Below are 24985 nucleotides of genomic sequence, written 5' to 3' on the forward strand. Positions count from 1 at the left end.
TTGTAAAATGACGCAGAATACGGTAGTATAAGGTGGGCAGATGTTCTCTGCCCACCTTTCCTTGCGTATGCGGGAAAGAATAAATGAATTTTCAGGTGAAAGAATGATGACAAAACAGAAAAAAAACAGCGCGGTGAAAGCCGTGAGCTTTATGATGCTGATTACGTTGTTCGGGAAGGTGCTGGGGCTGGTCCGGGAGCAGCTTCTGGCGGCCAATTACGGCAACGGCATGGAGGCCAACGCCTTTACCATTGCCAGCCTGATGCCCAGGACGTTTTTCGACGCCGTTTTCGCTTCGGCTATTTCCGCCAGCTTTATTCCCATTTTTAACGAGTATCTGCAAAAAAAGGGGAAGGAAGAAGCCTTTGCCCTGTCCAACCGGTTCATTACCCTGATGGGACTGGTGACCATTTTGATGACGCTGGTCTGTGAGGCCTTTTCCAGCCAGTTTGTGTGGCTTTTCGCCGGCGGCTTTGACGCGGAGACAACGGCACTGGCGGCGAGACTTTCCCAGATCATGTTCCCTACCATCTTTTTTACAGGGGTAGCGTTTTCTTTTGTGGGAATATTGCAGTCTCTGGATGAGTTCAATGTTCCGGCGGCGCTAAGTGTGGCCTCCAACGCCGTCATTATCATTTATTATATTTTGTGGAACGACCGCTTCGGCGTATACGGCCTGGCGGTGGCCTTTCTGATCGGCTGGGGCCTGCAGGCGCTGATGCAGATTCCTTCCATGAGGAAAAAGGGATACCATTACCGTCCCAGCTTCCGTTTCCGGGATGAAGGCATCCGGAAAATTCTGGTGCTGATGCTGCCGGTTATGGTAGGGACGTGGATTCAGCCCATCAATCTTCTGATTAACAATCGTTTCGCCTCCCTTCTGGATATGACGGGGACGACGCTTTCTTACGGCAATACGGCTTTGCAGTATGCCAATAATCTGTATTTGATTATTGTAGGGGTATTTGTGCTGGCCATTGCCAATCTGGTATTCCCCAAGCTGTCCCGGATTACGGGAGACAGCGAGGATTTCGGCCAGACGGTGCGTGTGACGCTGAAGTCCATGATGTTTTTCCTGATTCCCATGATGGTGGGGGTCATGGTACTGAGCAAGCCTCTGGTAAAGCTGATTTACGAGAGAGGCAGCTTTGACGCTGTGGGTACGGAACTGACGGGGACAGCCCTCTGCTTCTTTTCCATTGGTATGATCGGCTACGGTGTGCAGACCATACTGAGCCGTGCCTTTTACGCTCAGCAGGAGGGAAAGATGCCGCTGGTGGCCGGTATCTGCTCCATCGCTGTCAACGCGGCTTTGTGCGTACTGCTGATGGAACCCATGGGCCTGGGCGGTCTGGCGCTGGCGTCCGCCGTATCTTCTACGGTGGCGGCACTGGTGCTTTTTGTGCCGACGGCAAAGAAATACCCCGGTATCCTGGATGGGGCCTTAGTGCGGGATTTATGCAAGATGGCATTCTGCGCTTTAGTGATGCTTTTCTGCGTCTGGGCGCCTTATGATTTTCTGTCGGCGAGACTGGCTGACGGACTGGTAACAAGAGTTCTGGCGGTGGGGATTCCTATAGCCATTGGTGTAGTGGTATATATGGCATTGACTTATCTGCTCCGGGTGGAGGAGAGCCGGATGGCCTTCGGCATTGCACTGAAGCTGCTGGGGCGGGGAGAAAAAGCCCCGGAAGAAGGCGGACAGACACCGCAGGAGGAGCAGGAGAAAGGAAAGCAGGGTATGACAGACAGAATTTCCGCATGGATCGAAGACAGCTTCTTCTTCCGTATCATACAGGCGGCCGTAATCTGGTTCTGGGGCATCTGGTCCGCCAGCCTGACGTACAGGGCTTACCGCAGACTGGGACGTGCCGTAGGCAGAGCCTTCCGGGAAAGCGCTATTTTCAGCTTTTTCCGCAGAGACTGGGATTTTGGCCTGCGGACGGAGCGCAGCCGTATTCCCCGTATCTGGCGGCGGCTTTGCTGGCGAAGCGGCAGCGCGGTGGCGGAAGGCCGCGGCGTTTTGGCGGTTCTGGCGGCGGAAAGCGGTATCCTGCGCCTTTGCAACGAAAATTTTCTGATCCTTTGCATCTGTGTGGTGGCACTGGCGATTCCGGTATTGCCGACGATGCTGCTGGTGGTCCTTTCTCTGGGGATCTTTGGGCTGTATCTGATAAACCTTTGGATGGGCCGGGTACACATTCAGAAAACAGGGATCGTCAGCATATTTGTGGGGCTCTTTGCTCTTTGCATCGTCTATGGCAGCCTTACCAGCTACCATTTCCCCAGAGCCTTGCAGGTCATGGCGGTATTTCTGACCTTTATGACTATGTTCTTTGTCTGCAAGGACTGCATTAACACGGAACGGAAGCTGGATCTGGTGCTTTTTGTGCTGATCGCGGCAGGGGTACTGATCGCCCTTTACGCCATTTATCAGTACGTGGTGGGCGTAGAGATGGACGCGGCCTGGGTGGACGCGGAAAGCTTCGATATTACCACCCGCGCCTACGCAACCTTCCAAAACCCCAATGTTTTGGGAGAGTATCTGATCGTCATTGGTTCTCTGGCGGCGGGGATGCTCTGGAAGGTGCGCAACTGGGCCGGCAGGATATTCTATCTGGGATGCTTCGGCATCATCTGCATGGGTCTGGTGGCGACCAATTCCAGAGGGGCCATGCTGGGACTGATGTTCTCGGCGGGGCTGTTTGTGCTTCTGGCGGAACGGCGGCTGATTCCACTGGGGATTGCGGGGCTTTTGGCGATGCCTTTCGTACTGCCCCAGAGTCTGTGGGAGAGATTGCTGTCCTCCATTACCATGAGCGACTCCTCTTCCCAGTACCGTCTGTCCATTTATCAGGCGGGGATGGATATGATCCGTCACTACTGGCAGACCGGGATCGGGGTAGACGCGTTTAACGAGATCTATCCGCTGTTCTCTCTGGAGGCGGCCAACGCTTATCATGTGCATAACCTGTTTTTGCAGGAATTTATAGAGCTGGGGATCGCGGGCATCGTGATTCTGGGGGCGCTGCTGGTGTTCTTTTTCCAGAAAATATACAGCGCCATGTCCAGAGCGCCCCGGCGCTACCGTATGATCCTGGCGGCGGTATTCGGGGCCTTCGGCGGCCTGCTGCTGCAGGGGATGACGGATCACATTTGGTTTGATTACAGTATCGTGCTGCTGTTCTGGTGCGTCCTTGGCATCGGGATGGCCGGTGTAAGATTGGGAGAGAAATCATGGCAGAAGAGAAAATGAAAATTTATCATGTACTGACAGACAAAAATATCGGCGGAGCGGGCAGATGGCTTTTATACTATCTGAAATACTGCAATCAGGACCGCTTCGATGTGCGGGTGGTGCTGCCCAAAGACAGCCGTCTGGCGCCTGCTGTGGCACAGCTGGGGTTCCCGGTGATCTCCATGGAGGCCATGGAGGACCGGTCCTTTGACAAAAAGGCGCTGAAGCCTTTGACGGAGCTGTTCCAAAAGGAAAAGCCGGATATCGTTCACACCCATGCCAGCCTGACGGCCAGAATGGCGGCAAGAAAAGCGGGTGTGCCTCGGATCTTCCATACGAAGCACTGTATGGAGGCGGCGGAGAAAAACACCCTGAAAAAGCTGGCGAAACGTATGGTGAACCATAAATACAGCGACTGTATCATTGCCGTCAGCAAAGCGGTGCGCCGCAGTATGATCGGCGGCGGTACGGACCCGGCGCAGATTGTGGTGCTTTATAACGGCATAGATATGATCCCCGCCCCCTCTGCGGAGGAAAAGAAGGCAATCCTTTCTTCCTACGGCGTGCCGGAAGGAAATCTGGCGGTAGGCATTGCCGCAAGATTGGAAGAAGTCAAGGATCATGCCACCTTCCTGAAGGCGGCGGAACTGCTGGCAAAGAAGCGGGAGGATGTGACTTTCCTGGTGATCGGCGACGGCAGTCTGCGGGAACGGCTGGAGGCAGAGGTAAAGATGATGGGCCTGCGGGGCAGAGTTGTTTTCACGGGCTTTGTACAGGAGATTGAACGGCTGGAGGCGGCGCTGGATCTGGCGGTGATTACATCCAGAGAAGAGGCCCTTTGCCTGTCTTTGATGGAATCCATGAGCGCAGGTGTGCCTGCCGTAGGAACAGACAGCGGCGGCGTCAGCGAGGTTCTGCGCCATGGGGAAAACGGTTTCCTGGTGGCAGTGGGAGACGCGGAGGATCTGGCCCGGAGGATGGAAGAGATCCTTGGGGATCAGGCGCTGTATGAAAAAATGAGCCGAAACGCCAAAGCATGGATGGAAGAAGGATTTACCGCGGAAAAAATGGCGGCCAGACTGGAAAAACTCTATATGGAGGGCGAGAAAAGATGAAGGAACGACACAGCAAAAAATTATTTGGCGTGCTGAACGCGTTGGATATTCTGATAATACTGGTGCTGGTTTGCGCCGCCGCCTTTGGGGTATACTGGACAAAGGGCCGGCAGACGGCGCAGACTACGGCAGAAAGCGCGACCTATACTTATGTAGTGGAAGGCAAGGCGGTGCTGGAAGAAACTGCGGAATACCCTGTAGTGGGCCAGAACGTATACAACAGCTCTACTTCGGAATATCTGGGCACTGTGGCGGAGGTTTGGAGCGAACCCAATACGGAAACCAATTTCAACAGAGTGACCAATACCTATGAGAAGGTGCCGGTACCGGGCTACTGCAATATTTATGTGGCCATTACGGGAAACGGCACGGAAACTGACCGGGATATTACTGTGGAAGGCACAGTGGTCAAGGTGGGCAAGGAACTGAATGTAAAAGGCAAGGGCTATGCCTTTAAAGGATATATCGTGGAAGTAAGGGACGGTGAGGAATGATGGCGAAGAGACGGCCCAATGTAATGGACTTTATCATTATCGCGGCGGTGGTATTGCTGGCGGCGCTGGCAGTATATAAATTCGGCGTAGTCAATAAGCAGGAGGCCACCAGTCTGGCGGAAGAACAGAAACAGATCACCTATACGGCCTTTATCGACGAGGTGCGCATGGCCACAGTCAACGCGCTGCATGAAGGGGATCAGATCTTTGATGAAAAGACAGGTATCTGCATCGGCACCATCACCGGTGTCAGCTATGAGCCGAGAGTAAAGAATGTGCTGGACAACAACGGAAACATGATTACGGTGGAGGTGCCGGATTATTACGGCATCACCCTTACCATAGAAGGCGGCGTAGTGGAAAAGGAAGACGGGTATTTTGTAGATGGGATTGTGGAATTAAAGGCAAATTCGGAAATGGATGTTTACACAAAATACGCGGAACCGGTAATTAAAGTGACACAGATCGATATTTGACAGGTGGGACGAGTATGAAATACAAAATATTGATGACACTGATGGGACTGGAGATCGGCGGCGCGGAGACCCATGTGGTGGAGCTTTCCAAGGAACTGAAAAAACAGGGTTATGATATTCTGGTGGCTTCCAACGGCGGGGTTTATGAAAAAGAGCTGGAGGAAGCGGGCATCCGTCATTACAAAGTGCCCATGAACCAGCGCAACATCCTGAAAATGCTGAAATCCTATTTTATGCTGAAGAAAATTATCCGGCGGGAAAAGGTGGATATCGTCCATTCCCATGCCAGAATCCCCGGCTTTATCTGCGGGATGCTCCACAGAAAAATGAAATTTACCTTTGTGACCTCGGCCCATTGGGTATTTTACACAGGTATGGGTCTGAAATATCTGACCAACTGGGGCCAGAAGGTTGTGGCGGTCAGCGAGGATATCCGGCAGTATCTGATGGATAATTACCATGTGCGCAGCGAGAATATCTTTGTGACCATCAACGGCATTGATACCGATAAGTTTTCCCCGGAGACCGACGGCAGCCGTATCCGAAAGGAATTTTCTCTGGAAGAAGGCACGCCGATGCTGGTATATGTCAGCCGTATGGACGAGAGCCGGGCGCTGGTGGCAAGACAGCTGATCCAGATCGCGCCGAAGCTGGCGGAAAAGATTCCCGGTCTGCGGATGCTGATTGTAGGCGGCGGGGATGTCTTTGATGAGCTGCTGGCAAAAAGCAAGGAAGTTAACGCCGCTTTGGGCAGAGAATGTATTACCATGACAGGGGCGAGAACAGATATCAATGAGCTGGTTTCTGTTTCCGATCTGTTTGTAGGCGTCAGCCGTGCCGCTCTGGAGGCTATGGCGGCAGGCAAGACCGTCATTGTAGCCGGGAACGAGGGCTATATTGGTCTGTTTGGCGAGGATAAGCTGGAAATGGCACAGGAGAACAACTTCTGCTGCCGGGGATGCGAAATGTCGGCGGAGGATCGCCTCTACCGGGATGTAGTCTATGGCTTTTGCCAGATGACGCCGGAGGACAGAGAACAGGCCGGGGCTTACGGCAGAGAGGTCATTTTCCGGTACTATTCCGTGACAAAAATGGCCCAGGACTGCGTCAGCGCCTATGGCGCCGCATGGCGGGAAAGCCATGAGAAGCAGTATCATATCGTGATGAGCGGTTACTATGGATTCAACAATACCGGCGACGAGGCCATTATGCTTTCCATGCATAAAAATATTCAGGAAATGGGCAGCAATTATCATATTACGGTATTGTCCAATAAACCGGTGGAGACCCGGGATAAATACGGCATTGAGGCGGTGTACCGCTTTGGTGTGCGGGATGTTCTGCGGGCCATCCGCCAGAGCGACGTGCTCCTTTCCGGCGGCGGCTCTTTGCTGCAGGACAGCACCAGTACCCGTTCTTTGATGTATTACCTTTCCATTACGGCGGCGGCGAAGATGATGCGCAAGAAAGTTATGCTGTACGCCAACGGCATTGGCCCTGTTTCCGGCAAGCGGAACCGGCGGCTGGTGAAGCAGGTAGTCAATAAGGCGGATCTGATTACCCTGCGGGAAGAAAATTCCTATGAGGAACTGCTTTCCATGGGAGTAAACCCGAAAAAATGCTTTGTGACGGCGGACCCTGTTTTTACCATGGACGGCGTGGACAAAGAAACGGCGGAAGGGATTCTGGCAAAAGAGGGAATTCCTCTGGACAAGCCGCTGGTAGTGGTCAGCGTCAGAAACTGGAAGGAGATCGACCGGTTTATTTCCCGGTTCGCGGATCTTTGCGATATCATTGTGGAAAAATATCAGCGGAATATTGTTTTTGTGGCCATGCAGATGCCCAATGACGTGACTATCAGCGAAAAAGTAAAGAAAAAAATGAAGCAGGATGCTTATGTGCTGCGGGGGAATTATTCGCCCTATGAGGTTATGGGGATCATTTCTCTGGCGGATTTCATCCTGAGCATGCGTCTGCATACTCTGATTTTCGCCGCAAGGCAGTGTGTGCCGCTGGTGGGCTTTGTGTATGATCCCAAGATCGCCTACTATCTGGAGAAGCTGGAGATGCCCGACGGCGGAGACCTGCGCCACTTTGACGAAGAGCGGGCGCTGGCGCTGGTGGAGGATATTATTGAAAACAAAGAGCAGTATGTGGCAAAGCTGACGCAAAAATCGGAACTGCTGTATCAGCAGGCTCATCAGAATGAGAAATATCTGCTGCGGCTGCTGGCAAAGAAGCGGAAATAAAGGAAGGGGCGGAAAATACAATGCGCAGAATAACGCAGATTTTGGAGGTGCCCTTTGATGCGCTGACCATGGAGGAAGCGGTGGAAAAGGCACTGGGATTTCTGGAGGACGGCGGAGCACATTATATCTGCACTCCCAATCCGGAGATCGTTATGGAGGCCCAGAAGGATCATGAACTGATGGAGATTCTGCGGAAAGCGGATCTGGTAGTGCCGGACGGCATCGGCGTGGTCTGGGCATCCCGTTACAGCGAGATCGTACTGAAGGAACGAGTGGCAGGCTATGACCTGACGCAGAATCTGTTCCGTGCCATTGAGAATACGGAGCACAAGGTATATTTCTTCGGCGGCGCGCCGGGTGTGGCGGCCACAGCGGCCAGAAAGATGAAAAAGGTCTATCCCGGCCTGCGGATCGCCGGCGGACACAACGGCTATTTTGACGCGGAAGAAGAAAAAAAGATATTGGCTGACATAAAAAAGGCGGCGCCGTCCATACTATTGGTAGGGCTGGGCGCGCCCAAACAGGAAAAATGGATCTATGAGCACCTGACGGAAACAGGGGCAAAAATCGCCATTGGCGTCGGCGGCAGTTTTGACGTAATGGCGGGCAACGTAAAACGGGCACCGAAGCTGTTCCGGAAGCTGGGACTGGAGTGGTTCTATCGTCTGATCACACAGCCCACCCGATGGAAACGGATGCTGCGGCTGCCAAAATTCGCGCTGACAGTCCTGAAAAAACAGAAGCGGAGATAGGATTCCGCAAAAGGAGCGGCGTGAACGATGAGCAAAGAACAAAGAGGAATGAGCTGGCAGCTGCCCGCTGGGGCGGCCCTGCTGGCTTTGGGCATACAGAACTTCATGGAGCCGGCACATCTGGTGGCCGGCGGGATTTCCGGTCTGGGCATTATACTGGATGACGCGGTAAAAAATCTGGGCGGGCCGGGAGTGCCTTTGTGGCTGGTGAATGTGGTATGCAACCTCCCTTTGTTCGCTGCGGCATGGAGGAAAATGGGGAGGCAGTTTGTGGGAAGAACCATACTGACCTCCCTTTTGTTTTCACTGATGCTGTTTTTGGCGTCTTTTCTGCCGGTCTATTATGGAGATCTGCTGCTGGCGGCAGTATACGGCGGCGCTATTGCGGGGGCCGGTCTGGGGCTGGTGCTGCGGGGAGGCGCTACCACCGGCGGGGTGGATCTGGCGGCAACGCTGCTGCATCGCAAATGGCAGCACAGAAGTGTATCCTCTATGGTGTTTTTTATGGACGCGGCTATTATTTTGCTGGGGACGGTTTCCTTTGGCGTGGAGCATACACTCTATGCCATACTGGCGGTTTATGTTATGGAGAAACTCATTGCATGGGTGCTGGAAGGCGCCGGAGCGGCCAAAATGGGCTGGATCATTTCTCATAGGAGCCGGGAAATCTGCCGTGCGCTGGAGGAAGAGACAGGCGGCAGGAAAATGGCGTTTTACGGTGGACAAAAATGGACACCAGAGGGGGAGGAAGTGCTCTTCTGTGTCTTTTCACAAAAAGAGATTGGAACGGTCAAAAGCATTATCATGAATATTGACAGGGAAGCCTGTTTTCTGGTGGCGGATATCCGGGAGGTTTTGGGGGACGAGCTGGGGGATAAGTGAAAAAAGACAATGCCTGACAAGAGAGAAAAACGTCTTTTGGTTATTCCGAAAGGCATTTTCAGGGGCAGTTTAAATAAAAAAAGGCCCCGTTTTTTATGGAAAAATGAAAGTGAAAGAGAATTTGTATGTTTTTTTACAATTTCTCTTTATTTTTTTGGCATTATGTTATAAAATGTATCTAGGCTATTTGAATAAACAGGAGATGGGTACGTTTTCGGCACTTTTGACAGTTTCCTGTTGCGCGGCTGGATAAGGAGAGAATAATTTTTTAGAGGTGATAGCGCATGATTTCCAATCAGATTTTACAGAGCACCATTGACGGGCTGAAGAACATTACCCGCAAAGAACTGAGCGTGGTGGAGAAAGAGGGCAAGGTTATTGCCACAACGGAAGAGAACATGATTGGGCGTCAGATCGACGCGGTGGAAAATTTTGTGGGATCTCAGGCGGAGAGCCAGCTGATCCTGGGATATCAGTATTTTAAGATTTATGACAATGGTGTGCCCGAGTATGTGGTACAGGTCAAGGGCGAGGACGAAGAAGGCTACCGCATCGGCAAGATCGCCGCTTTCCAGATCCAGAGCCTGCTGGTGGCGTACAAAGAAAGATATGATAAGGATAACTTTATCAAGAACCTGCTTTTGGACAACCTCCTTCTGGTAGATATTTACAGCCGTGCGAAGAAGCTGCATATTGAGAATAACGTAAGCCGTATCGTATTCCTCATTGAGACCAATATTGACAAGGAAATGAATGTAGTAGAAATCGTCAGAGGCATTTTCCCTGCCAAGACAAAGGATTTTGTAACAGCGGTGGACGAACACAGCATTATTCTGGTCAAAGAGCTGCGGGAGAAAGAAGCGCCGGATGAAATCGACCGCATCGCTAAGGTAGTGGAGGAAACACTCAACGCCGAAACAAACAGCAAGGTATACATTTCCAGCGGTACCGTTGTAGGGGACCTGAAGGACGTTTCCCGTTCCTACAAGGAAGCGAAAATGGCGCTGGAGGTTGGCAAAATCTTTGAGACGGACAAGTATATTGTCAACTATGAGAGACTGGGCATCGGCCGTCTGATCTATCAGCTGCCTCTGCCTCTTTGCAGAATGTTCATCAAAGAAGTGCTTCATGGCCTGACTATGGACGATTTTGATGACGAAACGCTGGCAACCGTGAACAAGTTCTTTGAGAACAATCTGAATGTATCGGAAACCAGCCGTCAGCTGTACATCCACAGAAATACACTGGTATATCGTCTGGATAAACTGCAGAAGATGACCGGTCTGGATCTGCGTAATTTTGACGATGCCATTATCTTCAAGATCACACTGATGGTAAGCAAATACATGATGTATATGGACAAAATGACGTATTAAAAAAGAAAGAAAGTCTTCTGGAAAGAAGCTGTTTTCAAAAACAGAGTCGCTGGAGTTCTTTGCGCCGCAAGGATTCCGGCGATCTTTTTTATGGAAAAGAAGCCTGAGCGCAGGCGGCTGTTTTGGAAGTAGTGGATACAGAAAAAAGAGGGCGGCACCGTATTTTATGGCAGAAATCCTAAAATTCAGTTAAAGTTGCGGCTGATCCGGGGGTTTGGGGTTGTTCGGTTTTTTGTTTTATGCTATAATCTTATGGTGTTTTAGGGGGAAACTGCGCAGATTTTGCGGTTTCCCGCAGAAAAATTCAGGAAAGGGAGATACGTTTTGATTCGATTACAGAATGTAACAAAAATGTACCCGAACGGCTCAAGAGGTGTCGAGGGTCTGAATTTACATATTAAAAAAGGCGATTTCGTATTTATTGTAGGTTCCAGCGGTTCCGGCAAGTCCACACTCATTAAGCTGCTGCTGAAGGAACTGGACCCCACCTCCGGCGAAATCATCATCAACCGGGTGAAAACAAACGATTTGAGCAGAAAACAGATTCCTTACCTGCGCCGAAACCTGGGCGTAGTATTCCAGGACTTCCGTCTGCTGCCCAATAAGACGGTCTATGAAAATGTGGCCTTTGCCATGCGTGTTATCGAGGCGCCCAGCCGCATCATCCGCAGGAATGTACCGGCGGTACTGTCTTTGGTGGGTCTGGGACAGAAGGGCAGAAGCTATCCCAATCAGCTTTCCGGCGGCGAGCAGCAGAGAACGGCGCTGGCCCGTGCTATTGTCAACAATCCGCCGATCCTGATTTGTGACGAGCCTACCGGGAATCTGGACCCGGATACGGCATGGGGCATCATGCAACTGTTGGATGATATCAACAAACGGGGCACCACCATTGTAATGGCGACCCATGCGAGAGATATTGTAGACGCTATGCAGAAGCGTGTTGTGACCCTGAACAAGGGACATATTATCAGAGATATAGAAAAAGGTGGTTATGACGATGAGGCCTAGTACAATCAGATATTTTTTAAAGGAAGGATTCAGCGGCCTGCGGAAAAACCTGCTGATGACTGTGGCATCCATCATCGCGGTAGCGGCCTGCATTTCCATTATGTCCTTCTCCTATTGCGTAGTCAGCAATCTGCAGTATATGATGGACCAGATGGAGGATTCCATTGGCATTTCCGTTTTCCTGGAGGGAGATGTCACCAGTGAACAGATCGAAAGCATGAAGAACCAGATTTCCCAGATCGAGCATGTCACCAATGTAACTTATGTTTCTCCGGCGGACTCTCTGGATAAACTGAAGGATGAATGGGGCGCCGATGAGGATATTTTCATTGGTCTGGATGATGAGAACAATCCGTTGTCCCATTCCTTCCAGATTGAGCTGGATCAGATCGAATCTCAGGAGGCGGTTCTGACATCTCTGCATAATATCGAGGGCATCAATGAGGATAATGTGGAATATGGACAGTCGGTTTCCGAGCTGCTGGTGAAGATCAGCAACGTCTTCCAGATCGCCGGTATAATCATTATGCTGATCCTGGGCGTAATTTCTGTTATGATTATTGTGAACACCATCCGGATTTCTGTTGTAAACCGGCGTGTGGAAATCAATATTATGAAATATGTTGGCGCAACGGACTGGTTCATCCGCTGGCCCTTTATCATCGAGGGGATTATCATTGGTCTGATCGGGGCTATCATTCCTTCTCTGCTGGGGCTGCCACTGTACGCCAAGACCGTCAGCCTGTTCTATAACTACGTACCCTTTGTGGCAAACTTTATCCGGTTCCGCCTGACGGGGGATGTATTTTCCTTTGTACTGCCCGCGGCGCTGCTGTTTGGTATCCTGCTGGGGGTAGTCGGCAGTGTGACTTCCATCCGGAAGCATTTGCAGGTATAAGCGAATTATAAAAGAAGATAAAACCCTTCCGTTCTGTCGCTGCTTAGCCATCTGCGCTCAGCAGGCGGCGGCGGAAAGGGTTTTTCTGTTTCGGGGCATGAAGCAGGGGCAGGAAACATAGGATACAAATTAGAAAATGCAAAGAGGCGATGAGTTTGCGGAATAAGAATTTTTGGAAAGGCTTTGCGGCGGCAGTGGCAGTTATGGTGGTTGTGACTTTTGGCGGCGGGGCTTTGGTACACAGAGGTGTGGTGCCTCTGGACTGGCTGCCGGACGGATTGGCCCGTATCGCCAAAACAAATATCCTTCTGGATTATCTGGAAGAGAATTATGTGGATGAGTTCAACAGCCGGATGGCGGAGGAACTGATGTATACGGGGCTGGCTGCAGGCGCCGGAGATACTTATACTTATTATCTGAGCGCGGAGATGATGGCGCAGCAAACGGAGAAAAACAGCGGTCATTTCGTGGGCATTGGTGTGGATGTGACTGTCAATGAAGAGGGATACTGCCAGATCGTATCCGTTACGGCCGGAGGACCCGCAGAGGCGGCCGGCATACAGACCGGCGACGTAATCGTGGAGGTAGACGGGGAATCCGTGGATGGTGTGGACGCCAATGAGGTGGTTTCCCGGATCAAAGGCGAAGAAGGCACAGAAGTAGCGCTGGGCGTGCGGCGGGGAGAGGATATACTGACCCTGACGGTGACCAGACAGGATATCCAGGTGACGACGGTAGAAGGCCGGATGCTGGAGGACGGCATAGGATATATTTCCATTTCCGCTTTCCGTGAAAATACATACGATCAGTTCCGGGAAGCGCTGGACGCATTGCTGGCGGAAGGCATGGAAGGGCTGGTTCTGGATCTGCGGGACAATACCGGCGGTCTGGTGCCGACAGCCTATGAGATCGGAGAGGAGCTTTTGCCGGAAGGGACCATGGTATACACATTAGATAAGGAAGGAAACCGTAAGGACCTGGTTTGTGACGCGCAGTACCTTGATCTTCCCCTGGTGGTGCTGGTCAACGGATACAGTGCCAGCGCTTCGGAGATTCTGGCCGGGGCTATCCAGGATACGGGACGAGGCGAGCTGATCGGGACGCAGACCTTTGGCAAAGGGCTGATCCAGCGGCTGTATACGCTTTCCGATGGTTCCGGTATCAATGTCACCATTCAGAAATACTATACACCCAACGGCACCAGCATCCATGGCGTGGGACTGACGCCGGATCTGGTGGTGGAACAGCCGGAAGAGGGCGGCGAGGACCTGCAGCTGGCGGCGGCGCTGTCCCGGATGGCGGAAAAAATGAATTGATTTGAGAAAAATCGGGTAATTTTGAGAAAAATGCTTTTCAAGGGACTTTTCTTCTATTATACTGGAGATACTGAGAAAAGATTGGAAGAGAACGAAGGAGCAAAGCTATGTTGGACTTTATGAGTTTTGGCGAGAATATCGGGATCGACCTGGGAACGGCTACGGTCCTGGTTTATATCAAGGGACAGGGGATCGTCATTCGGGAGCCCTCTGTTGTTGCCATTGACAAAGACAGCAATACCATCCTTGCCGTTGGGGAGGAAGCCAGAAGAATGCTGGGCAGAACGCCGGGCAATATCGTTGCCATCCGTCCTCTGCGGGAGGGTGTTATTTCCAATTATGAAGTAACAGAAAAAATGCTGCAGTATTTTATTGAAAAGGCTTTGGGCAAGCGGTCCTTTGTAAAGCCCACCATTGCGGTCTGCGTGCCCAGCAGTGTAACGGAAGTGGAAAAAAGAGCCGTAGAGGACGCTACCCGCCAGGCGGGAGCAAGACGGGTTCACATCATTGAGGAACCCATCGCGGCGGCAATCGGTTCCGGCATTGATATTTCCAGAGCTATGGGCAGCATGGTGGTAGATATCGGCGGCGGCACTACGGATATTGCCGTAATCTCTCTGGGCGGGACCGTAGTCAGCTATTCCCTGAAGATTGCCGGGGATAACTTTGATGACGCCATTATCCGCTACATGCGCAAGAAGCATAATGTGCTCATTGGGGAAAGAACGGCGGAAGAGCTGAAGATCAAGATCGGTACGGCCTTTGAGAGAACCATTCCTGTGACACTGGACGTCAGAGGCAGAAACCTGATTACGGGGCTGCCCAAAAATATCACGGTGACTTCCGAGGAAATGCTGGAGGCTCTGCAGGAATCTGTCCTGGCCATCTGCGACGCGGTACACGGGGTATTGGAGAAAACACCTCCGGAACTGGCGGCGGATATTTATGAAAGAGGCATCGTAATGACCGGCGGCGGAAGCCTGCTTTATGGTCTGGATAAGCTGATCCAGAGCCGGACCGGGATTCATGCTATGGTGGCGGAGGACGCGGTCAGCTGTGTAGCCATTGGTACAGGCAGATATATCGAATATGTTTCCGACGGCAACGGCGAGGAGGAGGCGGACACACCCTCCATGCTGCGCAGTGTATTGCAGAGATTCCGCAAAAAATAAGAAGAAAAGAGCTATGGTGCATACATGTCATAGCTCTTCTTTTTTTGCAGAAAAAAGACCATTAGAGCCTAAGTTTTCCTATGATGAAAATAGGGTTTGTGCAAGATGTTGAAAAAAATTCAAATATCATTGTTAAATCTATGCCAAAATAAGGGGAGGGACAAAAGAACATCAAAAAAAAAGATAAAACGTTTTTTTGCATAATTTTACCCCTGAATTTTTGTGTAAAAATAAATCCAAATCTTCAAAAAAATGCTACACAAGTTTGGAAATTGTGGTATAATTAGGGAGGTGAAAGGGTCGGCGGAAACCGCCGTTTATAGAAAACAGCGGAAACCTAAGGCTTTTTCTTCTGATTTTTGTTTCCCTTTTCGGAAACAAAAAGAAGTGTTTTTAACACAAAATACAGTTAAAGAAAAGACAAAAATGTAGGAGGTCAATGAGTTATGAACGCTTATATTGAACGCGTAATCGAACAGGTTAAGAGACGTGACGCACATGAACCTGAATTCATCCAGACAGTAGAAGAAGTGTTCTCTTCCATCGAAAAAGAAGTTGAACAGCATCCCGAATATGAAAAAATGGGTCTGCTGGAAAGACTGGTAGAACCTGAAAGACAGGTTTCCTTCAGAGTAACATGGGTTGACGATGCTGGTAAAGTACAGGTTAACCGTGGTTTCAGAGTACAGTTCAGCTCCGCTATCGGGCCTTACAAAGGTGGTCTGAGATTCCATCCCACAGTATACTCTGGCGTAGTTAAATTCCTGGGCTTTGAACAGATCTTCAAAAACTCCCTGACAGGTCTGCCTATCGGCGGCGGTAAAGGTGGTTCCGACTTCGATCCCACAGGCAAATCCGATATGGAAATCATGAGATTCTGCCAGGCATTCATGACAGAACTGTACAGACACATCGGTCCCGACGTTGACGTTCCCGCTGGTGACATCGGCGTAGGCGGCAGAGAAATCGGCTTCCTGTATGGTCAGTATAAGAGAATCAAAGGCTGCTGGGAAAACGGCGTTCTGACAGGCAAAGGTCTGGAATACGGCGGCTCCCTGTTCAGACCTGAAGCAACAGGCTACGGCGCTACATACTATGTAAACGAAGTACTGAAACATGAAGGCGACACATTCGAAGGCAAGACAGTTGCTATGTCCGGTTTCGGTAACGTAGCTTGGGGTATCGCTATGAAAGTTGCTCAGCTGGGTGGTAAAGTTGTTACACTGTCCGGTCCTGACGGCTACTGCTACGATCCCGAAGGTATCACAACTCAGGAAAAATTCGATTACATGCTGGAAATGAGAAACTCCGGCAGAAACCGTGCACAGGACTATGCTGATAAATTCGGCGTAGAATTCTTCCCTAAGCAGAAACCTTGGGGCCAGAAAGTAGATATCTGCATGCCCGCAGCATACCAGAACGAACTGGATGTTGCTGAAATCGAACAGATCATCGCTAACGGCACAAAATACTACATCGAAGTTGCTAACATGCCTACAACAAACGCAGGTCTGGCTCGCGCTATGGCTGAACCCGGCATGATCGTTGCTCCTTCCAAAGCTGTTAACGCTGGTGGTGTAGCAGTTTCCGCTCTGGAAATGGCTCAGAACTCCATGAGATACAGCTGGGATGGCGAAGAAGTTGACGCTAAACTGGTTGGCATCATGAAGAACATCCATGCTATGTCCGTAGAAGCAGCTGAAGCAGCTGGTCTGGGTTACAACCTGGTAGCTGGCGCTAACATCGCAGGCTTCAAGAAAGTTGCAGCCGCTATGATGGCTCAGGGTCTGGTATAATTCATCCGGAAACTGAAAAGATACTTCTGTATCTGACAGCATGACAAAAATGAAAATCCCAAAGGAGAAATCCTTTGGGATTTTTTATTTTAGTCTGACTTTTTGGGAAGTTCTGTTGTCTAATGAATAGAAGGAGGAAACAGAAGAAAACGAAGAAAACAAAAAGAGGAGGTGAAATTATGGAACAGGAGAGGAAAAGCAGGGAGACCGTCCGGCAGATCGGCGAATATGTATCGGAAAACCAGGCGCGTTTTTACCGCCTTGCTTTTTCTTACGCCAGAGAGCAGCAGGCCGCGCTGGACATTGTGCAGAACGCTATTGTCAAAGCGCTGGAGCATAGTGAACAGCTGAAACATACAGAATATATGAAAACGTGGTTTTATCGCATTCTGGTCAATGAGAGCCTGAACTATTTGAAAAAAGCAGGGAGGGAGGAGCCTAGAGAACCGGAGAAAATGGCCCGTCTGATGGAGCGGGAGGCGCCGGAGGAAGGCGCCCAGATCCATGAGATGGTGCTGGGACTGCCGGAAGAGATGAAAACAGTGGTGATGCTTCGTTTTTATGAAGATATGAAGCTGGAGGACATTGCCCGTATTACGGGAGAAAATTTAAGCAAGGTAAAATACAGGCTGTATACCGGATTGGAAAAACTGCGAAAAGCCATGGGAAAGGAGGCGGAAACATGACAGAGGAAGATTTCAGAAAAGAAATGGAAGCGGCCAGACAGTACTATGAACAGACAGAAATCCCGGAAGGTCTAGGCGAAATGGTTGCAAGGACATTAGAAGAGCATGGAGGGTCCATAGAAACAGACAGAAAGAACAGAAAAGAAGAGACAGCAGAGAAAAGAAAGGTGATTCAGATGAAAGAAAAGAAGAGAAGAAGCACTGGGAAAACAGCGGCTGTGGCAGCTGCCTGCGCGGTATTTTGTTTTACGGCGGCGCTGAACATCAGTCCGGCCTTTGCGGAGGAAATGAGTAAAGTGCCAGGGCTGAGCACGGTATCCAATGTCCTGACATTCCGCAGCTATGAATTTTCCGATGGCGACAAAACCGTTGGCGCGAATATTCCGCAGATCCAGGCAGAAGGGGCGTATACAGAACGGGTAAACGATGAGATCCAGCGGATTGTGGCGGATTACCAGACACGGGCCAATGAGGATATTGCTGCCTACAAGGAAGCCTTTCTGGCAACAGGCGGCACAGAAGAGGAATTCGCTAAGAAAAATATCCAGGTGAAAGTAGATTACGAGGTGAAATGCGAAACAGAGGAGATTCTCTCTCTGGTATTGACAGGGTGGGAGGATTGGAACGCTTCCACAGCTGTTACGGAATACTACAATATTTCTTTGGCTGATGACAGAGAGATCACACTGGAGGATCTGCTGGGAGAGGATTATATCAATATTGCCAATGAGCAGATCAGGGAGCAGATCGCTCAGGATGAAAGTGGGATGTATTTTGTGGAGGACGAAGGCGGTTTTACCTCTATTACGGAAGATACGGATTTTTACATCAATCAGGCGGGAAATCCGGTGATCGTTTTCCAGAAATATGAGATTGCGCCAGGCGCGGCAGGCATGCCGGAGTTTGAGATCCAAAGTGCTGCGGAATAACAGCGGAGGAAACTGGCCCGAAACATCGGCATAGTTTTAGAAAAATGTCGGTGAAAGGGGCAGGGACCGATGGAGCAGGAGGGGTTCGTATGAAAAGAGCAGGAAGATGGCACACGGCAGGAATTGCCATGGTAATGATGTTGAGTATGGGTGGCTGCGGTATGGCGGAGGAGTCTGCGGACAGCGGCGCGGAGGTTACCCTTCGAACTCAGCTGCAAAAAGGCGCCGATACCTTCGAAATCTCTTTTCGGGCACCGGAGGAGGTACTGCCGTATATAGAGGTGACACCTTTTACACAGGATGTTTCCGGGGCAGGGCTGACGCTGGTATCGGAAGAGGAGCAAGGCAGTTTAGGATATCTGGTTTTGTATGGGGAAGAAGCGTATGACCGTATGAAACAGGAAGATGTACCGCTGGAGGAGGAACTGCTGCGGGATAAAGAAGAGGGCGTTGTTCTGGCTTATGGCGGAACGCAGGATGCCGTATTTGAACAGGATACAACGGAAGCAAAGCTGGTCCAGGTATTTCAGAAAGAGATCGAAAATATAAAAAGCAGTTTTCAAATGGAAAAGGTAAGCACTTTGCCCCAAGAGCCGAATCTGGAGACGGTGCTGCAGCTGGGCGAGAGAAGATACGCCCTCTCCCTTGCTGTGCCGGAGAATCTGGCGGAGTACATGGACTTTGGGGCGCTTTGCCGGGATGATGCGGCTGTTACGGTACGAATGGAACATTTTGGACAAGAGGGGAATGTGGGACTGTTTGTGATCTATGATGCCGCGGAATATGACAAATTAAAAGAAGAAAGCCTTCCGTTGGAAACGGAGCTGTTCCGTCTGGAGGAAGAAGGGATTGTACTGGCTTTTAGCGGCATACAGGATTCCGTATTTGAACCGGGAACGGAAGAGGCAAGAATGGTATTGCAGTATCAGGAAGCCCTGGAAGAGATTCTTGATACAGCGAAGCTGGAAAGGACCACATAAAAAAGAGAAACAAAAAAAGTGAGTTTGCACTCACTTTTTTTATTTGGATTATTCAGCTTTGATTGCGCCTGTAGGACAAGCACCCATGCATGTACCGCAGTCGATACATTCAGCAGCATTGATTTCGAAAACACCGCCTGCTTCGTGGATGCAACCTGTAGGGCATTCGCCAGCGCAAGCGCCACAGCCGATGCATTCAGGACCGATTTTGTGAGCCATTGGAAATACACCTCCTTCATCATTCTTCAAGCCTATTTTATATCAAAAGTAACCTTTGTGCAAGGTAAATTTATCAATTTAAAGAGAAAATGCATCAGAAAACAGGAGAAATGCCGAAAAATCAACGATCTTCTTTTAGAATTCCTTTTGTTCCCTGTCCTGGGAAAGAAATTCCCGGCGGGAGATCTGATATTCCTCTGTGGATTCCCGGATTTCCCGGTACTCCGCTTCGGTAATGTCGCGGACGCGGTGGGCGGGGAATCCGTAGACCATACTGCCGGGCTCTACGACCATGCCCCGGCGCAGCAGAGCTCCGGCGCCGATAAAGCAGTTTTCTCCAATGACGACGCCGTCCTGTATGATGGCGCCCATGCCAATAAGGACATTGTCATGGATGGTGCAGGCGTGGATGATGGCGTTGTGGCCGATGGTGACGCCGCTGCCGATATGGACATCATAACCGACCTCAATATGCACGGTGCAATTTTCCTGGAGATTAGTATTGTCACCGATGGTGATGGAACGGTGCTCTCCCCGGATGACAGTGCCGGGATAAACGATGACGTTTTCTCCCAGAGTCACGTCACCGATGATGGTGGCGGTGGGGAAAACATAGCAGGAGTCGGGGACCACAGGGGTATGATTCTTAAATTTTCGTATCATAAAAGCAGCAGCTCCTTTCGTTGGGAAAAAAGGTGGGACATATAAAAAGCCAAAGAGCGTTCTTATTTTTACTACTCTCCCATTTTATCATTTTTGGGAGAGAAAAAACAGTCTTGACAAGAGCCGTCGGGAAGCATACAATCTATTTGCAAATGAATTGCATTTAGGAGGGATACCATGAAAAAATTCATGATAATGGTGACGGTGCTGCTGTTTACGCTGACAGGCTGCGGCAAAAGCCGGACAGATACAGCCCAGGGAGAGGAACTGACAGTAGTAACCAGTTTTTATCCGATCTATCTGATGGCCCAGTATGTGACAGAAGGAGCGGAGGGCATTGTGCTGGAAAACATGGCACAGCCCCAGACAGGATGCCTTCACGACTATGAGCTGACTACGGAGGATATGAAGCTGCTGGAACGCTCAGATGTATTTTTTATGAACGGGCTGGGTATGGAAAGCTTTCTGGATCAGGCCAGAGAGCAGAATCCACAGCTTTATATTGTAGAAACAGGGGAACACGCCAGCGTTCTGCTGGAAGGAGAATGTGAGCATGACCATGCCCATGGAGAAGAAGAGGAGGACCCTGTCAATGCCCATGTCTGGCTCCATCCGGAAAACGCAATTCTTCAGGCGGAGGCCATGCGGGATGCCCTGAGTCAGCTGGACCCGAAAAATGCCCAGCTCTATGAGGACAACACAAAGGCATTCGCGGCGGAGATGGAAAAAATACGGAAGGAAGCCGAAGCGCTGGCGGCGGAAGCGCCGGAGGTGAAAACGGCGGCCTTTCATGAGGGATTTATTTATCTGGAAGATCTGCTGGGAATGGAGGAAGTCATCGGTATTTTCCCGGAAGAAAACCAGACACCTTCCGCAAAGGAAATGGCGGAGGCTGTGGAAGAGGCAAAGGAGAAGGGCGTGGATCTGATCCTGACGGCGGAGGATGCCGGGGAGCAGTATGCCCGTCTCCTGTCGGAGGAAACAGGTACGGCTGTGGTGGTGCTGAATCCTTTGACCAGCGGGAATGGAGATAAAACGGAATTTGTGGATGGGATGCGGGCAAACCTGGAAGCGGTAGCCCAGGCATATCGAGGTGTAACGGAATGAAAAATCACAACAGCTGCGGGCTGTGCAGCATCGCTTTGAAGGATTTGCAGGTGGTCAGCGGTCAGGATACGCTGATCGAGGGTATCAATCTGGAGTTCCACTGCGGACAGCTGACGGCCCTGATCGGAAAAAACGGCGCCGGAAAGACGACGCTCATCAAAGCTATTTTGGGAGAACGTCCTTTTTCCGGGGAAATTTCTTATACAGATCATCATGGCGTCAAAATTGCCAAGCCCAATATTGGCTATGTGCCCCAGCAGATGGATTTTGACCGGAGCACGCCGGTGACGGTCATGGATTTTATGGCGGCGGCCCTGGGGAAAACTCCTGTATGGTGGAAAGTAGGCGGCAGAGAGAAAAAGGAAATACAAAAGGCGCTGGAGGAAATGGAATGTGGGTATCTGGCGGAACGGCGGCTGGGGGCCCTCAGCGGCGGCGAGCTGCAAAGGGTACTGCTGGCGCTGGCGACGATGCCGATTCCGGATCTTCTGATTCTGGACGAGCCTGTTTCCGGTGTGGATATGGCGGGGCTGGACCTGTTTTTCCGGCGGGTGGCCTATTTGCGGGACAGATACCATATGGCGATCCTGCTGGTGTCCCACGATCTGAGTCTGATCCGTCGGTACGCGGACCGGGTGGTATTACTGGATAAGACGGTCATCGCGCAGGGGGACGCCGAGGAAGTCTATGGTACCGCGGCTTTTCGCAGCGTATTCGGATACCTGGAAGAGGAGGCGGAGTCATGAGCGTGATTTACGGTTTTCTGGAGGGACTGCCCTTCGATATGTTTCAATATGATTTTATGAAAAACGCCTTTCTGGCGGCGTTACTGATTGCGCCACTGTTTGCTTTGCTGGGGACCATGGCGGTTAACAACAAAATGGCGTTTTTCTCCGACGCGCTGGGCCACAGCGCCTTTACGGGCATTGGCATCGGGGTGCTGCTGGGGCTGGACAGCCCGCTTCTTTCCATGATCGCCTTTGGTATTTTTCTGGGGCTGGTCATTACGAAGGTGAAAGGGGCAAATCTGGTATCCAGTGACACGGTCATCAGTGTATTTTCTTCGGCGGCCATGGCCCTTGGTATTGTGATATTGTCGGGGCACGGCGGATTTAATAAATATTCTGCCTATCTGATTGGGGATATTCTGACCATAGGGTCTGCGGATTTGCTGTGGCTGGCAGTGGTGCTGGCGGCAGTTTATCTGCTGTGGATCGTTTTTTACAATCCTTTGCTTCTGCTGAGCATTAACCGTTCTCTGGCGGCCAGTCGTGGCGTAAGGGTGGTGTTGGTGGAAAATATTTTTGTGATGATGGTAGCGGTAGCGGTTATGGTTTCTGTGCGCTGCATTGGGATCCTGATGATTAACGCTTTGCTGATCCTGCCGGCGGCGGCAGCCAGAAATATTACTTCCAGCGCGAGAACCTATCACTGGACGGCCATGGTGCTGGGGTTGATTTCCTCAGTGGCGGGGCTAGGCCTTTCCTACAGTTTTGATACCTCGGCGGGGGCGACCATGGTGCTGACAGCGGCGGCACTGTTTCTGGCGGCCTATGGTTTGGGCAGAGTACGAAAATAAGAAACTGCTCTGCAAAAATGGAAAAATCTGGAATTTATTGATTTTTGTCGAAAAATGTGGTATGCTTCCTTTTAGATTTTGTAAAACAGGGGGAAGATACGATGCATATTACATATGAACCGAAAGGCATCTGCGCCAGAAAAGTAGAATTCGACATCGAGGACGGCGTAGTAAAAAACATTCAGTTTATGGGCGGCTGTGACGGCAACCATAAGGGTCTGTCTGCCTTGGCGGAAGGCATGGCGCCGGAGGAAGCGGCAAAGAGACTGCGGGGCATTACCTGCGGGCCCAGAAACACCAGCTGTCCCGACCAGTTGGCGGTGGCGCTGGAGGAATTTTTGAAAAATCAGTGATTTTTTCCGGAAAATCAAGGGTTTTGAGAAAAAACAGTTGACAGGAAAAGAAGACTTGTGGTATTCTTTATGGGAAGACGCAGGTCTTTTTTTTATGCATAAAAAATATTCAATGGAGGTGGAAGTCTTGAGAACACGGATTACCTTAGCTTGTACCGAGTGCAAACAGAGAAATTACAGCACGACCAAAGACAAGAAAGTTATGCCTGACAGAATGGAAATCAAAAAGTATTGCAAGTTCTGTAAAGCCCATACATTACACAAAGAAACAAAGTAATGGCGCGGCGACTCCCAAATTTAAGGAAGTGAACGTATGGAAGAAAAGAACATGACAAGCCCAAATGAAACGAAGGAAGTAAAAAAGGTCACACCCAAGCAGCCTAAAAAGAGCGAAGGCAGTGACAGAAACACTTTCGCCGATTACAAGGCGGAGTTCAAAAAGATCGTTTGGCCCAGCCGCTCCGACATCGTAAAGAGCACGGCAACGGTCATCGTAACATCCTTGATTGTTGGCGTAGTCATCACTTGCATGGATACGGTATTTTCCACAGGGTATGACGCGATTATCAGTCTTTTAGGTTAAGAAAAAAGAGAAAAAGGATGGTTGTATGTCTGAAGAAATCAACAAGCCGGAAGAAATGAACAACACATCGTCCGAATCCAAGTGGTACGTTGTGCATACCTATTCCGGGTACGAAAACAAGGTAAAGGCGAATATCGAAAAAACCGTTGAAAACAGAGGAATGCAGCATCTGATCCATCAGGTCAGCGTACCTTTGCAGGATGTTGTGGAGATCAAGGACGGACAAAAAAAGACGGTGCAGCGCAAAGTATTCCCCGGCTATGTATTGCTGAAAATGATCATGACCGATGAGACATGGTATGTAGTCAGAAATACAAGAGGGGTGACCAGCTTTGTAGGCCCCGGCTCCAAGCCTGTTCCCCTCACCGACGCGGAAGTATACGCAATGGGCATTGGCGGCGAGATCGAGAATATCGACGTTGCCATTGGCGATTCCGTTCGTGTTGCCAGCGGTCCTTTTGCGAACTCTGTCGGTGTGATCCAGGAGATCAACACGAACAAGAAAACGGTGGTCGTAAGTCTTTCCATTTTTGGCAGAGAGACACCGGTAGAGCTTGATTTCGCTCAGATTGACAAGATTAGTTGACGTTTGAAGAAGGCGGCCAGTCCGCCGGTGGGAGGGAAAATCCCCGCTAATTACCACATTTATAGGAGGTGCCACTCATGGCAAAGAAAGTAACAGGTTATATCAAATTACAGATCCCCGCAGCGAAGGCAACACCCGCTCCTCCTGTTGGTCCTGCACTGGGTCAGCATGGTGTGAACATCATGGGCTTCTGTAAAGAATTCAACGAAAAAACAGCTTCTCAGGCAGGCCTGATTATCCCTGTTGTTATCACAGTATACCAGGACAGAAGCTACACATTTATTACAAAGACACCCCCCGCAGCAGTTCTGCTGAAAAAAGCAGCCGGCATTGAATCCGGTTCCGGCGTGCCCAACAAAACAAAGGTAGCAAAAGTTCCCAAGGCAGAAGTTATGAAGATTGCGGAACTGAAAATGCCCGACCTGAACGCAGCGGATGTTGACGCAGCTTACAGAATGATCTGCGGTACAGCAAGAAGCATGGGTATCGTTGTAGAAGAATAAGACAGGACAGACGGCGAAAGCC

26 protein-coding genes are annotated in these 24985 nt (G+C 50.5%); 24 read left to right on the forward strand and 2 right to left on the reverse strand.

All coding sequences use genetic code 11. From position 1 onward, the window contains the following. Window positions 1-106: 106 nt before the first annotated feature. From murJ to H9X84_RS03610, 16 genes are all read left to right on the forward strand, one after another. Window positions 107-3256, forward strand: coding sequence for a murein biosynthesis integral membrane protein MurJ (gene murJ, locus H9X84_RS03535; RefSeq protein ID WP_205132951.1), 3150 nt, complete (start codon window positions 107-109; stop codon window positions 3254-3256). Beyond that, window positions 3238-4353, forward strand: coding sequence for a glycosyltransferase (locus H9X84_RS03540; protein WP_205132952.1), 1116 nt, complete (start codon window positions 3238-3240; stop codon window positions 4351-4353). The genes murJ and H9X84_RS03540 overlap by 19 nt, the downstream gene beginning before the upstream one ends. Next, on the forward strand, window positions 4350-4847 hold the full coding sequence (locus tag H9X84_RS03545) for a DUF4330 domain-containing protein (protein ID WP_205132953.1): 498 nt from the start codon (window positions 4350-4352) through the stop codon (window positions 4845-4847). The genes H9X84_RS03540 and H9X84_RS03545 overlap by 4 nt, the downstream gene beginning before the upstream one ends. Beyond that, window positions 4844-5323 carry a DUF4330 family protein gene (locus H9X84_RS03550; RefSeq protein ID WP_205132954.1) on the forward strand — a complete coding sequence of 160 codons (480 nt, stop codon included), beginning with the start codon at window positions 4844-4846 and terminating at the stop codon, window positions 5321-5323. Before H9X84_RS03545 ends, H9X84_RS03550 begins: the two co-directional genes overlap by 4 nt. 14 nt (window positions 5324-5337) lie before the next feature. After that, entirely contained in the window at window positions 5338-7572 is a 2235-nt protein-coding gene (gene csaB, locus H9X84_RS03555) for a polysaccharide pyruvyl transferase CsaB (protein WP_205132955.1), read from the forward strand. A 20-nt stretch (window positions 7573-7592) separates the two neighbouring features. Further along, complete coding sequence (locus H9X84_RS03560) at window positions 7593-8324, forward strand: WecB/TagA/CpsF family glycosyltransferase (protein WP_205132956.1); 732 nt, start codon at window positions 7593-7595, stop codon at window positions 8322-8324. Between the two features lie 27 nt (window positions 8325-8351). After that, complete coding sequence (locus H9X84_RS03565; RefSeq protein WP_205132957.1) at window positions 8352-9206, forward strand: YitT family protein; 855 nt, start codon at window positions 8352-8354, stop codon at window positions 9204-9206. Between the two features lie 284 nt (window positions 9207-9490). Beyond that, window positions 9491-10582, forward strand: coding sequence for a PucR family transcriptional regulator (locus H9X84_RS03570; RefSeq protein ID WP_205132958.1), 1092 nt, complete (start codon window positions 9491-9493; stop codon window positions 10580-10582). Window positions 10583-10906: 324 nt separating this feature from the next. Further along, on the forward strand, window positions 10907-11593 hold the full coding sequence (ftsE, locus tag H9X84_RS03575; protein ID WP_205132959.1) for a cell division ATP-binding protein FtsE: 687 nt from the start codon (window positions 10907-10909) through the stop codon (window positions 11591-11593). After that, the gene (gene ftsX / locus H9X84_RS03580) at window positions 11583-12491 is read left to right on the forward strand and encodes a permease-like cell division protein FtsX (RefSeq protein WP_205132960.1); all 909 of its coding nucleotides are present in this window, start codon (window positions 11583-11585) and stop codon (window positions 12489-12491) included. Before ftsE ends, ftsX begins: the two co-directional genes overlap by 11 nt. A gap of 155 nt (window positions 12492-12646) precedes the next feature. Next, a complete protein-coding gene (locus H9X84_RS03585; RefSeq protein WP_205132961.1) occupies window positions 12647-13807 on the forward strand; it encodes a S41 family peptidase in 1161 nt (386 codons plus the stop codon). A 107-nt stretch (window positions 13808-13914) separates the two neighbouring features. Next, complete coding sequence (gene mreB / locus H9X84_RS03590) at window positions 13915-14979, forward strand: rod shape-determining protein MreB (RefSeq protein ID WP_243423507.1); 1065 nt, start codon at window positions 13915-13917, stop codon at window positions 14977-14979. A 446-nt stretch (window positions 14980-15425) separates the two neighbouring features. Next, window positions 15426-16775: an NADP-specific glutamate dehydrogenase gene (gdhA, locus tag H9X84_RS03595; protein ID WP_205132962.1), complete on the forward strand. Its 1350-nt coding sequence runs from the start codon at window positions 15426-15428 to the stop codon at window positions 16773-16775. Window positions 16776-16954: 179 nt separating this feature from the next. After that, window positions 16955-17461, forward strand: a complete 507-nt coding sequence (locus tag H9X84_RS03600; RefSeq protein WP_205132963.1) for an RNA polymerase sigma factor — start codon at window positions 16955-16957, stop codon at window positions 17459-17461. After that, entirely contained in the window at window positions 17458-18390 is a 933-nt protein-coding gene (locus H9X84_RS03605; RefSeq protein ID WP_205132964.1) for an RsiV family protein, read from the forward strand. Before H9X84_RS03600 ends, H9X84_RS03605 begins: the two co-directional genes overlap by 4 nt. An 89-nt stretch (window positions 18391-18479) precedes the next feature. Beyond that, complete coding sequence (locus H9X84_RS03610; protein ID WP_205132965.1) at window positions 18480-19370, forward strand: hypothetical protein; 891 nt, start codon at window positions 18480-18482, stop codon at window positions 19368-19370. Window positions 19371-19418: 48 nt separating this feature from the next. Here H9X84_RS03610 and H9X84_RS03615 read toward each other — a convergent pair whose 3' ends face one another. Further along, window positions 19419-19589 (reverse strand): 4Fe-4S binding protein, encoded by a 171-nt coding sequence (locus H9X84_RS03615; protein ID WP_205132966.1) that lies wholly within the window; start codon window positions 19587-19589, stop codon window positions 19419-19421. Between the two features lie 135 nt (window positions 19590-19724). Further along, a complete protein-coding gene (locus tag H9X84_RS03620; protein WP_205132967.1) occupies window positions 19725-20252 on the reverse strand; it encodes a gamma carbonic anhydrase family protein in 528 nt (175 codons plus the stop codon). Window positions 20253-20429: 177 nt separating this feature from the next. On the opposite strand from H9X84_RS03620, the gene H9X84_RS03625 reads away from it, so the two are divergent. From H9X84_RS03625 to rplK, 8 genes are all read left to right on the forward strand, one after another. Then, the gene (locus tag H9X84_RS03625; RefSeq protein ID WP_205132968.1) at window positions 20430-21359 is read left to right on the forward strand and encodes a metal ABC transporter substrate-binding protein; all 930 of its coding nucleotides are present in this window, start codon (window positions 20430-20432) and stop codon (window positions 21357-21359) included. Continuing rightward, complete coding sequence (locus H9X84_RS03630) at window positions 21356-22105, forward strand: metal ABC transporter ATP-binding protein (RefSeq protein WP_205132969.1); 750 nt, start codon at window positions 21356-21358, stop codon at window positions 22103-22105. The genes H9X84_RS03625 and H9X84_RS03630 overlap by 4 nt, the downstream gene beginning before the upstream one ends. Then, the gene (locus H9X84_RS03635; protein WP_205132970.1) at window positions 22102-22938 is read left to right on the forward strand and encodes a metal ABC transporter permease; all 837 of its coding nucleotides are present in this window, start codon (window positions 22102-22104) and stop codon (window positions 22936-22938) included. Before H9X84_RS03630 ends, H9X84_RS03635 begins: the two co-directional genes overlap by 4 nt. 107 nt (window positions 22939-23045) lie before the next feature. Continuing rightward, window positions 23046-23291, forward strand: a complete 246-nt coding sequence (locus H9X84_RS03640) for a TIGR03905 family TSCPD domain-containing protein (RefSeq protein WP_334298055.1) — start codon at window positions 23046-23048, stop codon at window positions 23289-23291. 112 nt (window positions 23292-23403) lie between these two features. Next, complete coding sequence (rpmG, locus tag H9X84_RS03645) at window positions 23404-23568, forward strand: 50S ribosomal protein L33 (protein ID WP_275552241.1); 165 nt, start codon at window positions 23404-23406, stop codon at window positions 23566-23568. A 36-nt stretch (window positions 23569-23604) separates the two neighbouring features. Then, window positions 23605-23874 (forward strand): preprotein translocase subunit SecE, encoded by a 270-nt coding sequence (gene secE, locus H9X84_RS03650; protein ID WP_205132972.1) that lies wholly within the window; start codon window positions 23605-23607, stop codon window positions 23872-23874. Between the two features lie 25 nt (window positions 23875-23899). Beyond that, on the forward strand, window positions 23900-24460 hold the full coding sequence (gene nusG, locus H9X84_RS03655; protein ID WP_205132973.1) for a transcription termination/antitermination protein NusG: 561 nt from the start codon (window positions 23900-23902) through the stop codon (window positions 24458-24460). Between the two features lie 77 nt (window positions 24461-24537). After that, window positions 24538-24963: a 50S ribosomal protein L11 gene (gene rplK / locus H9X84_RS03660; RefSeq protein WP_205132974.1), complete on the forward strand. Its 426-nt coding sequence runs from the start codon at window positions 24538-24540 to the stop codon at window positions 24961-24963. The last annotated feature ends 22 nt before the right edge of the window (window positions 24964-24985 follow it).

It is taken from the genome of Anaerotignum lactatifermentans (assembly GCF_016902535.1).
GTDB classification, from domain to species: domain Bacteria; phylum Bacillota; class Clostridia; order Lachnospirales; family Anaerotignaceae; genus Anaerotignum; species Anaerotignum lactatifermentans_A.

Bases quoted from the DNA above. Each gene is read 5' to 3' on its own strand.
- murJ (WP_205132951.1), top strand. From the start codon at position 107: ATGACAAAACAGAAAAAAAACAGCGCGGTGAAAGCCGTGAGCTTTATG.
- H9X84_RS03540 (WP_205132952.1), top strand. From the start codon at position 3,238: ATGGCAGAAGAGAAAATGAAAATTTATCATGTACTGACAGACAAAAAT.
- H9X84_RS03545 (WP_205132953.1), top strand. From the start codon at position 4,350: ATGAAGGAACGACACAGCAAAAAATTATTTGGCGTGCTGAACGCGTTG.
- H9X84_RS03550 (WP_205132954.1), top strand. From the start codon at position 4,844: ATGATGGCGAAGAGACGGCCCAATGTAATGGACTTTATCATTATCGCG.
- csaB (WP_205132955.1), top strand. From the start codon at position 5,338: ATGAAATACAAAATATTGATGACACTGATGGGACTGGAGATCGGCGGC.
- H9X84_RS03560 (WP_205132956.1), top strand. From the start codon at position 7,593: ATGCGCAGAATAACGCAGATTTTGGAGGTGCCCTTTGATGCGCTGACC.
- H9X84_RS03565 (WP_205132957.1), top strand. From the start codon at position 8,352: ATGAGCAAAGAACAAAGAGGAATGAGCTGGCAGCTGCCCGCTGGGGCG.
- H9X84_RS03570 (WP_205132958.1), top strand. From the start codon at position 9,491: ATGATTTCCAATCAGATTTTACAGAGCACCATTGACGGGCTGAAGAAC.
- ftsX (WP_205132960.1), top strand. From the start codon at position 11,583: ATGAGGCCTAGTACAATCAGATATTTTTTAAAGGAAGGATTCAGCGGC.
- mreB (WP_243423507.1), top strand. From the start codon at position 13,915: ATGTTGGACTTTATGAGTTTTGGCGAGAATATCGGGATCGACCTGGGA.
- gdhA (WP_205132962.1), top strand. From the start codon at position 15,426: ATGAACGCTTATATTGAACGCGTAATCGAACAGGTTAAGAGACGTGAC.
- H9X84_RS03600 (WP_205132963.1), top strand. From the start codon at position 16,955: ATGGAACAGGAGAGGAAAAGCAGGGAGACCGTCCGGCAGATCGGCGAA.
- H9X84_RS03605 (WP_205132964.1), top strand. From the start codon at position 17,458: ATGACAGAGGAAGATTTCAGAAAAGAAATGGAAGCGGCCAGACAGTAC.
- H9X84_RS03610 (WP_205132965.1), top strand. From the start codon at position 18,480: ATGAAAAGAGCAGGAAGATGGCACACGGCAGGAATTGCCATGGTAATG.
- H9X84_RS03615 (WP_205132966.1), bottom strand. From the start codon at position 19,589: ATGGCTCACAAAATCGGTCCTGAATGCATCGGCTGTGGCGCTTGCGCT.
- H9X84_RS03620 (WP_205132967.1), bottom strand. From the start codon at position 20,252: ATGATACGAAAATTTAAGAATCATACCCCTGTGGTCCCCGACTCCTGC.
- H9X84_RS03625 (WP_205132968.1), top strand. From the start codon at position 20,430: ATGAAAAAATTCATGATAATGGTGACGGTGCTGCTGTTTACGCTGACA.
- H9X84_RS03630 (WP_205132969.1), top strand. From the start codon at position 21,356: ATGAAAAATCACAACAGCTGCGGGCTGTGCAGCATCGCTTTGAAGGAT.
- H9X84_RS03635 (WP_205132970.1), top strand. From the start codon at position 22,102: ATGAGCGTGATTTACGGTTTTCTGGAGGGACTGCCCTTCGATATGTTT.
- rpmG (WP_275552241.1), top strand. From the start codon at position 23,404: ATGGAGGTGGAAGTCTTGAGAACACGGATTACCTTAGCTTGTACCGAG.
- secE (WP_205132972.1), top strand. From the start codon at position 23,605: ATGGAAGAAAAGAACATGACAAGCCCAAATGAAACGAAGGAAGTAAAA.
- nusG (WP_205132973.1), top strand. From the start codon at position 23,900: ATGTCTGAAGAAATCAACAAGCCGGAAGAAATGAACAACACATCGTCC.
- rplK (WP_205132974.1), top strand. From the start codon at position 24,538: ATGGCAAAGAAAGTAACAGGTTATATCAAATTACAGATCCCCGCAGCG.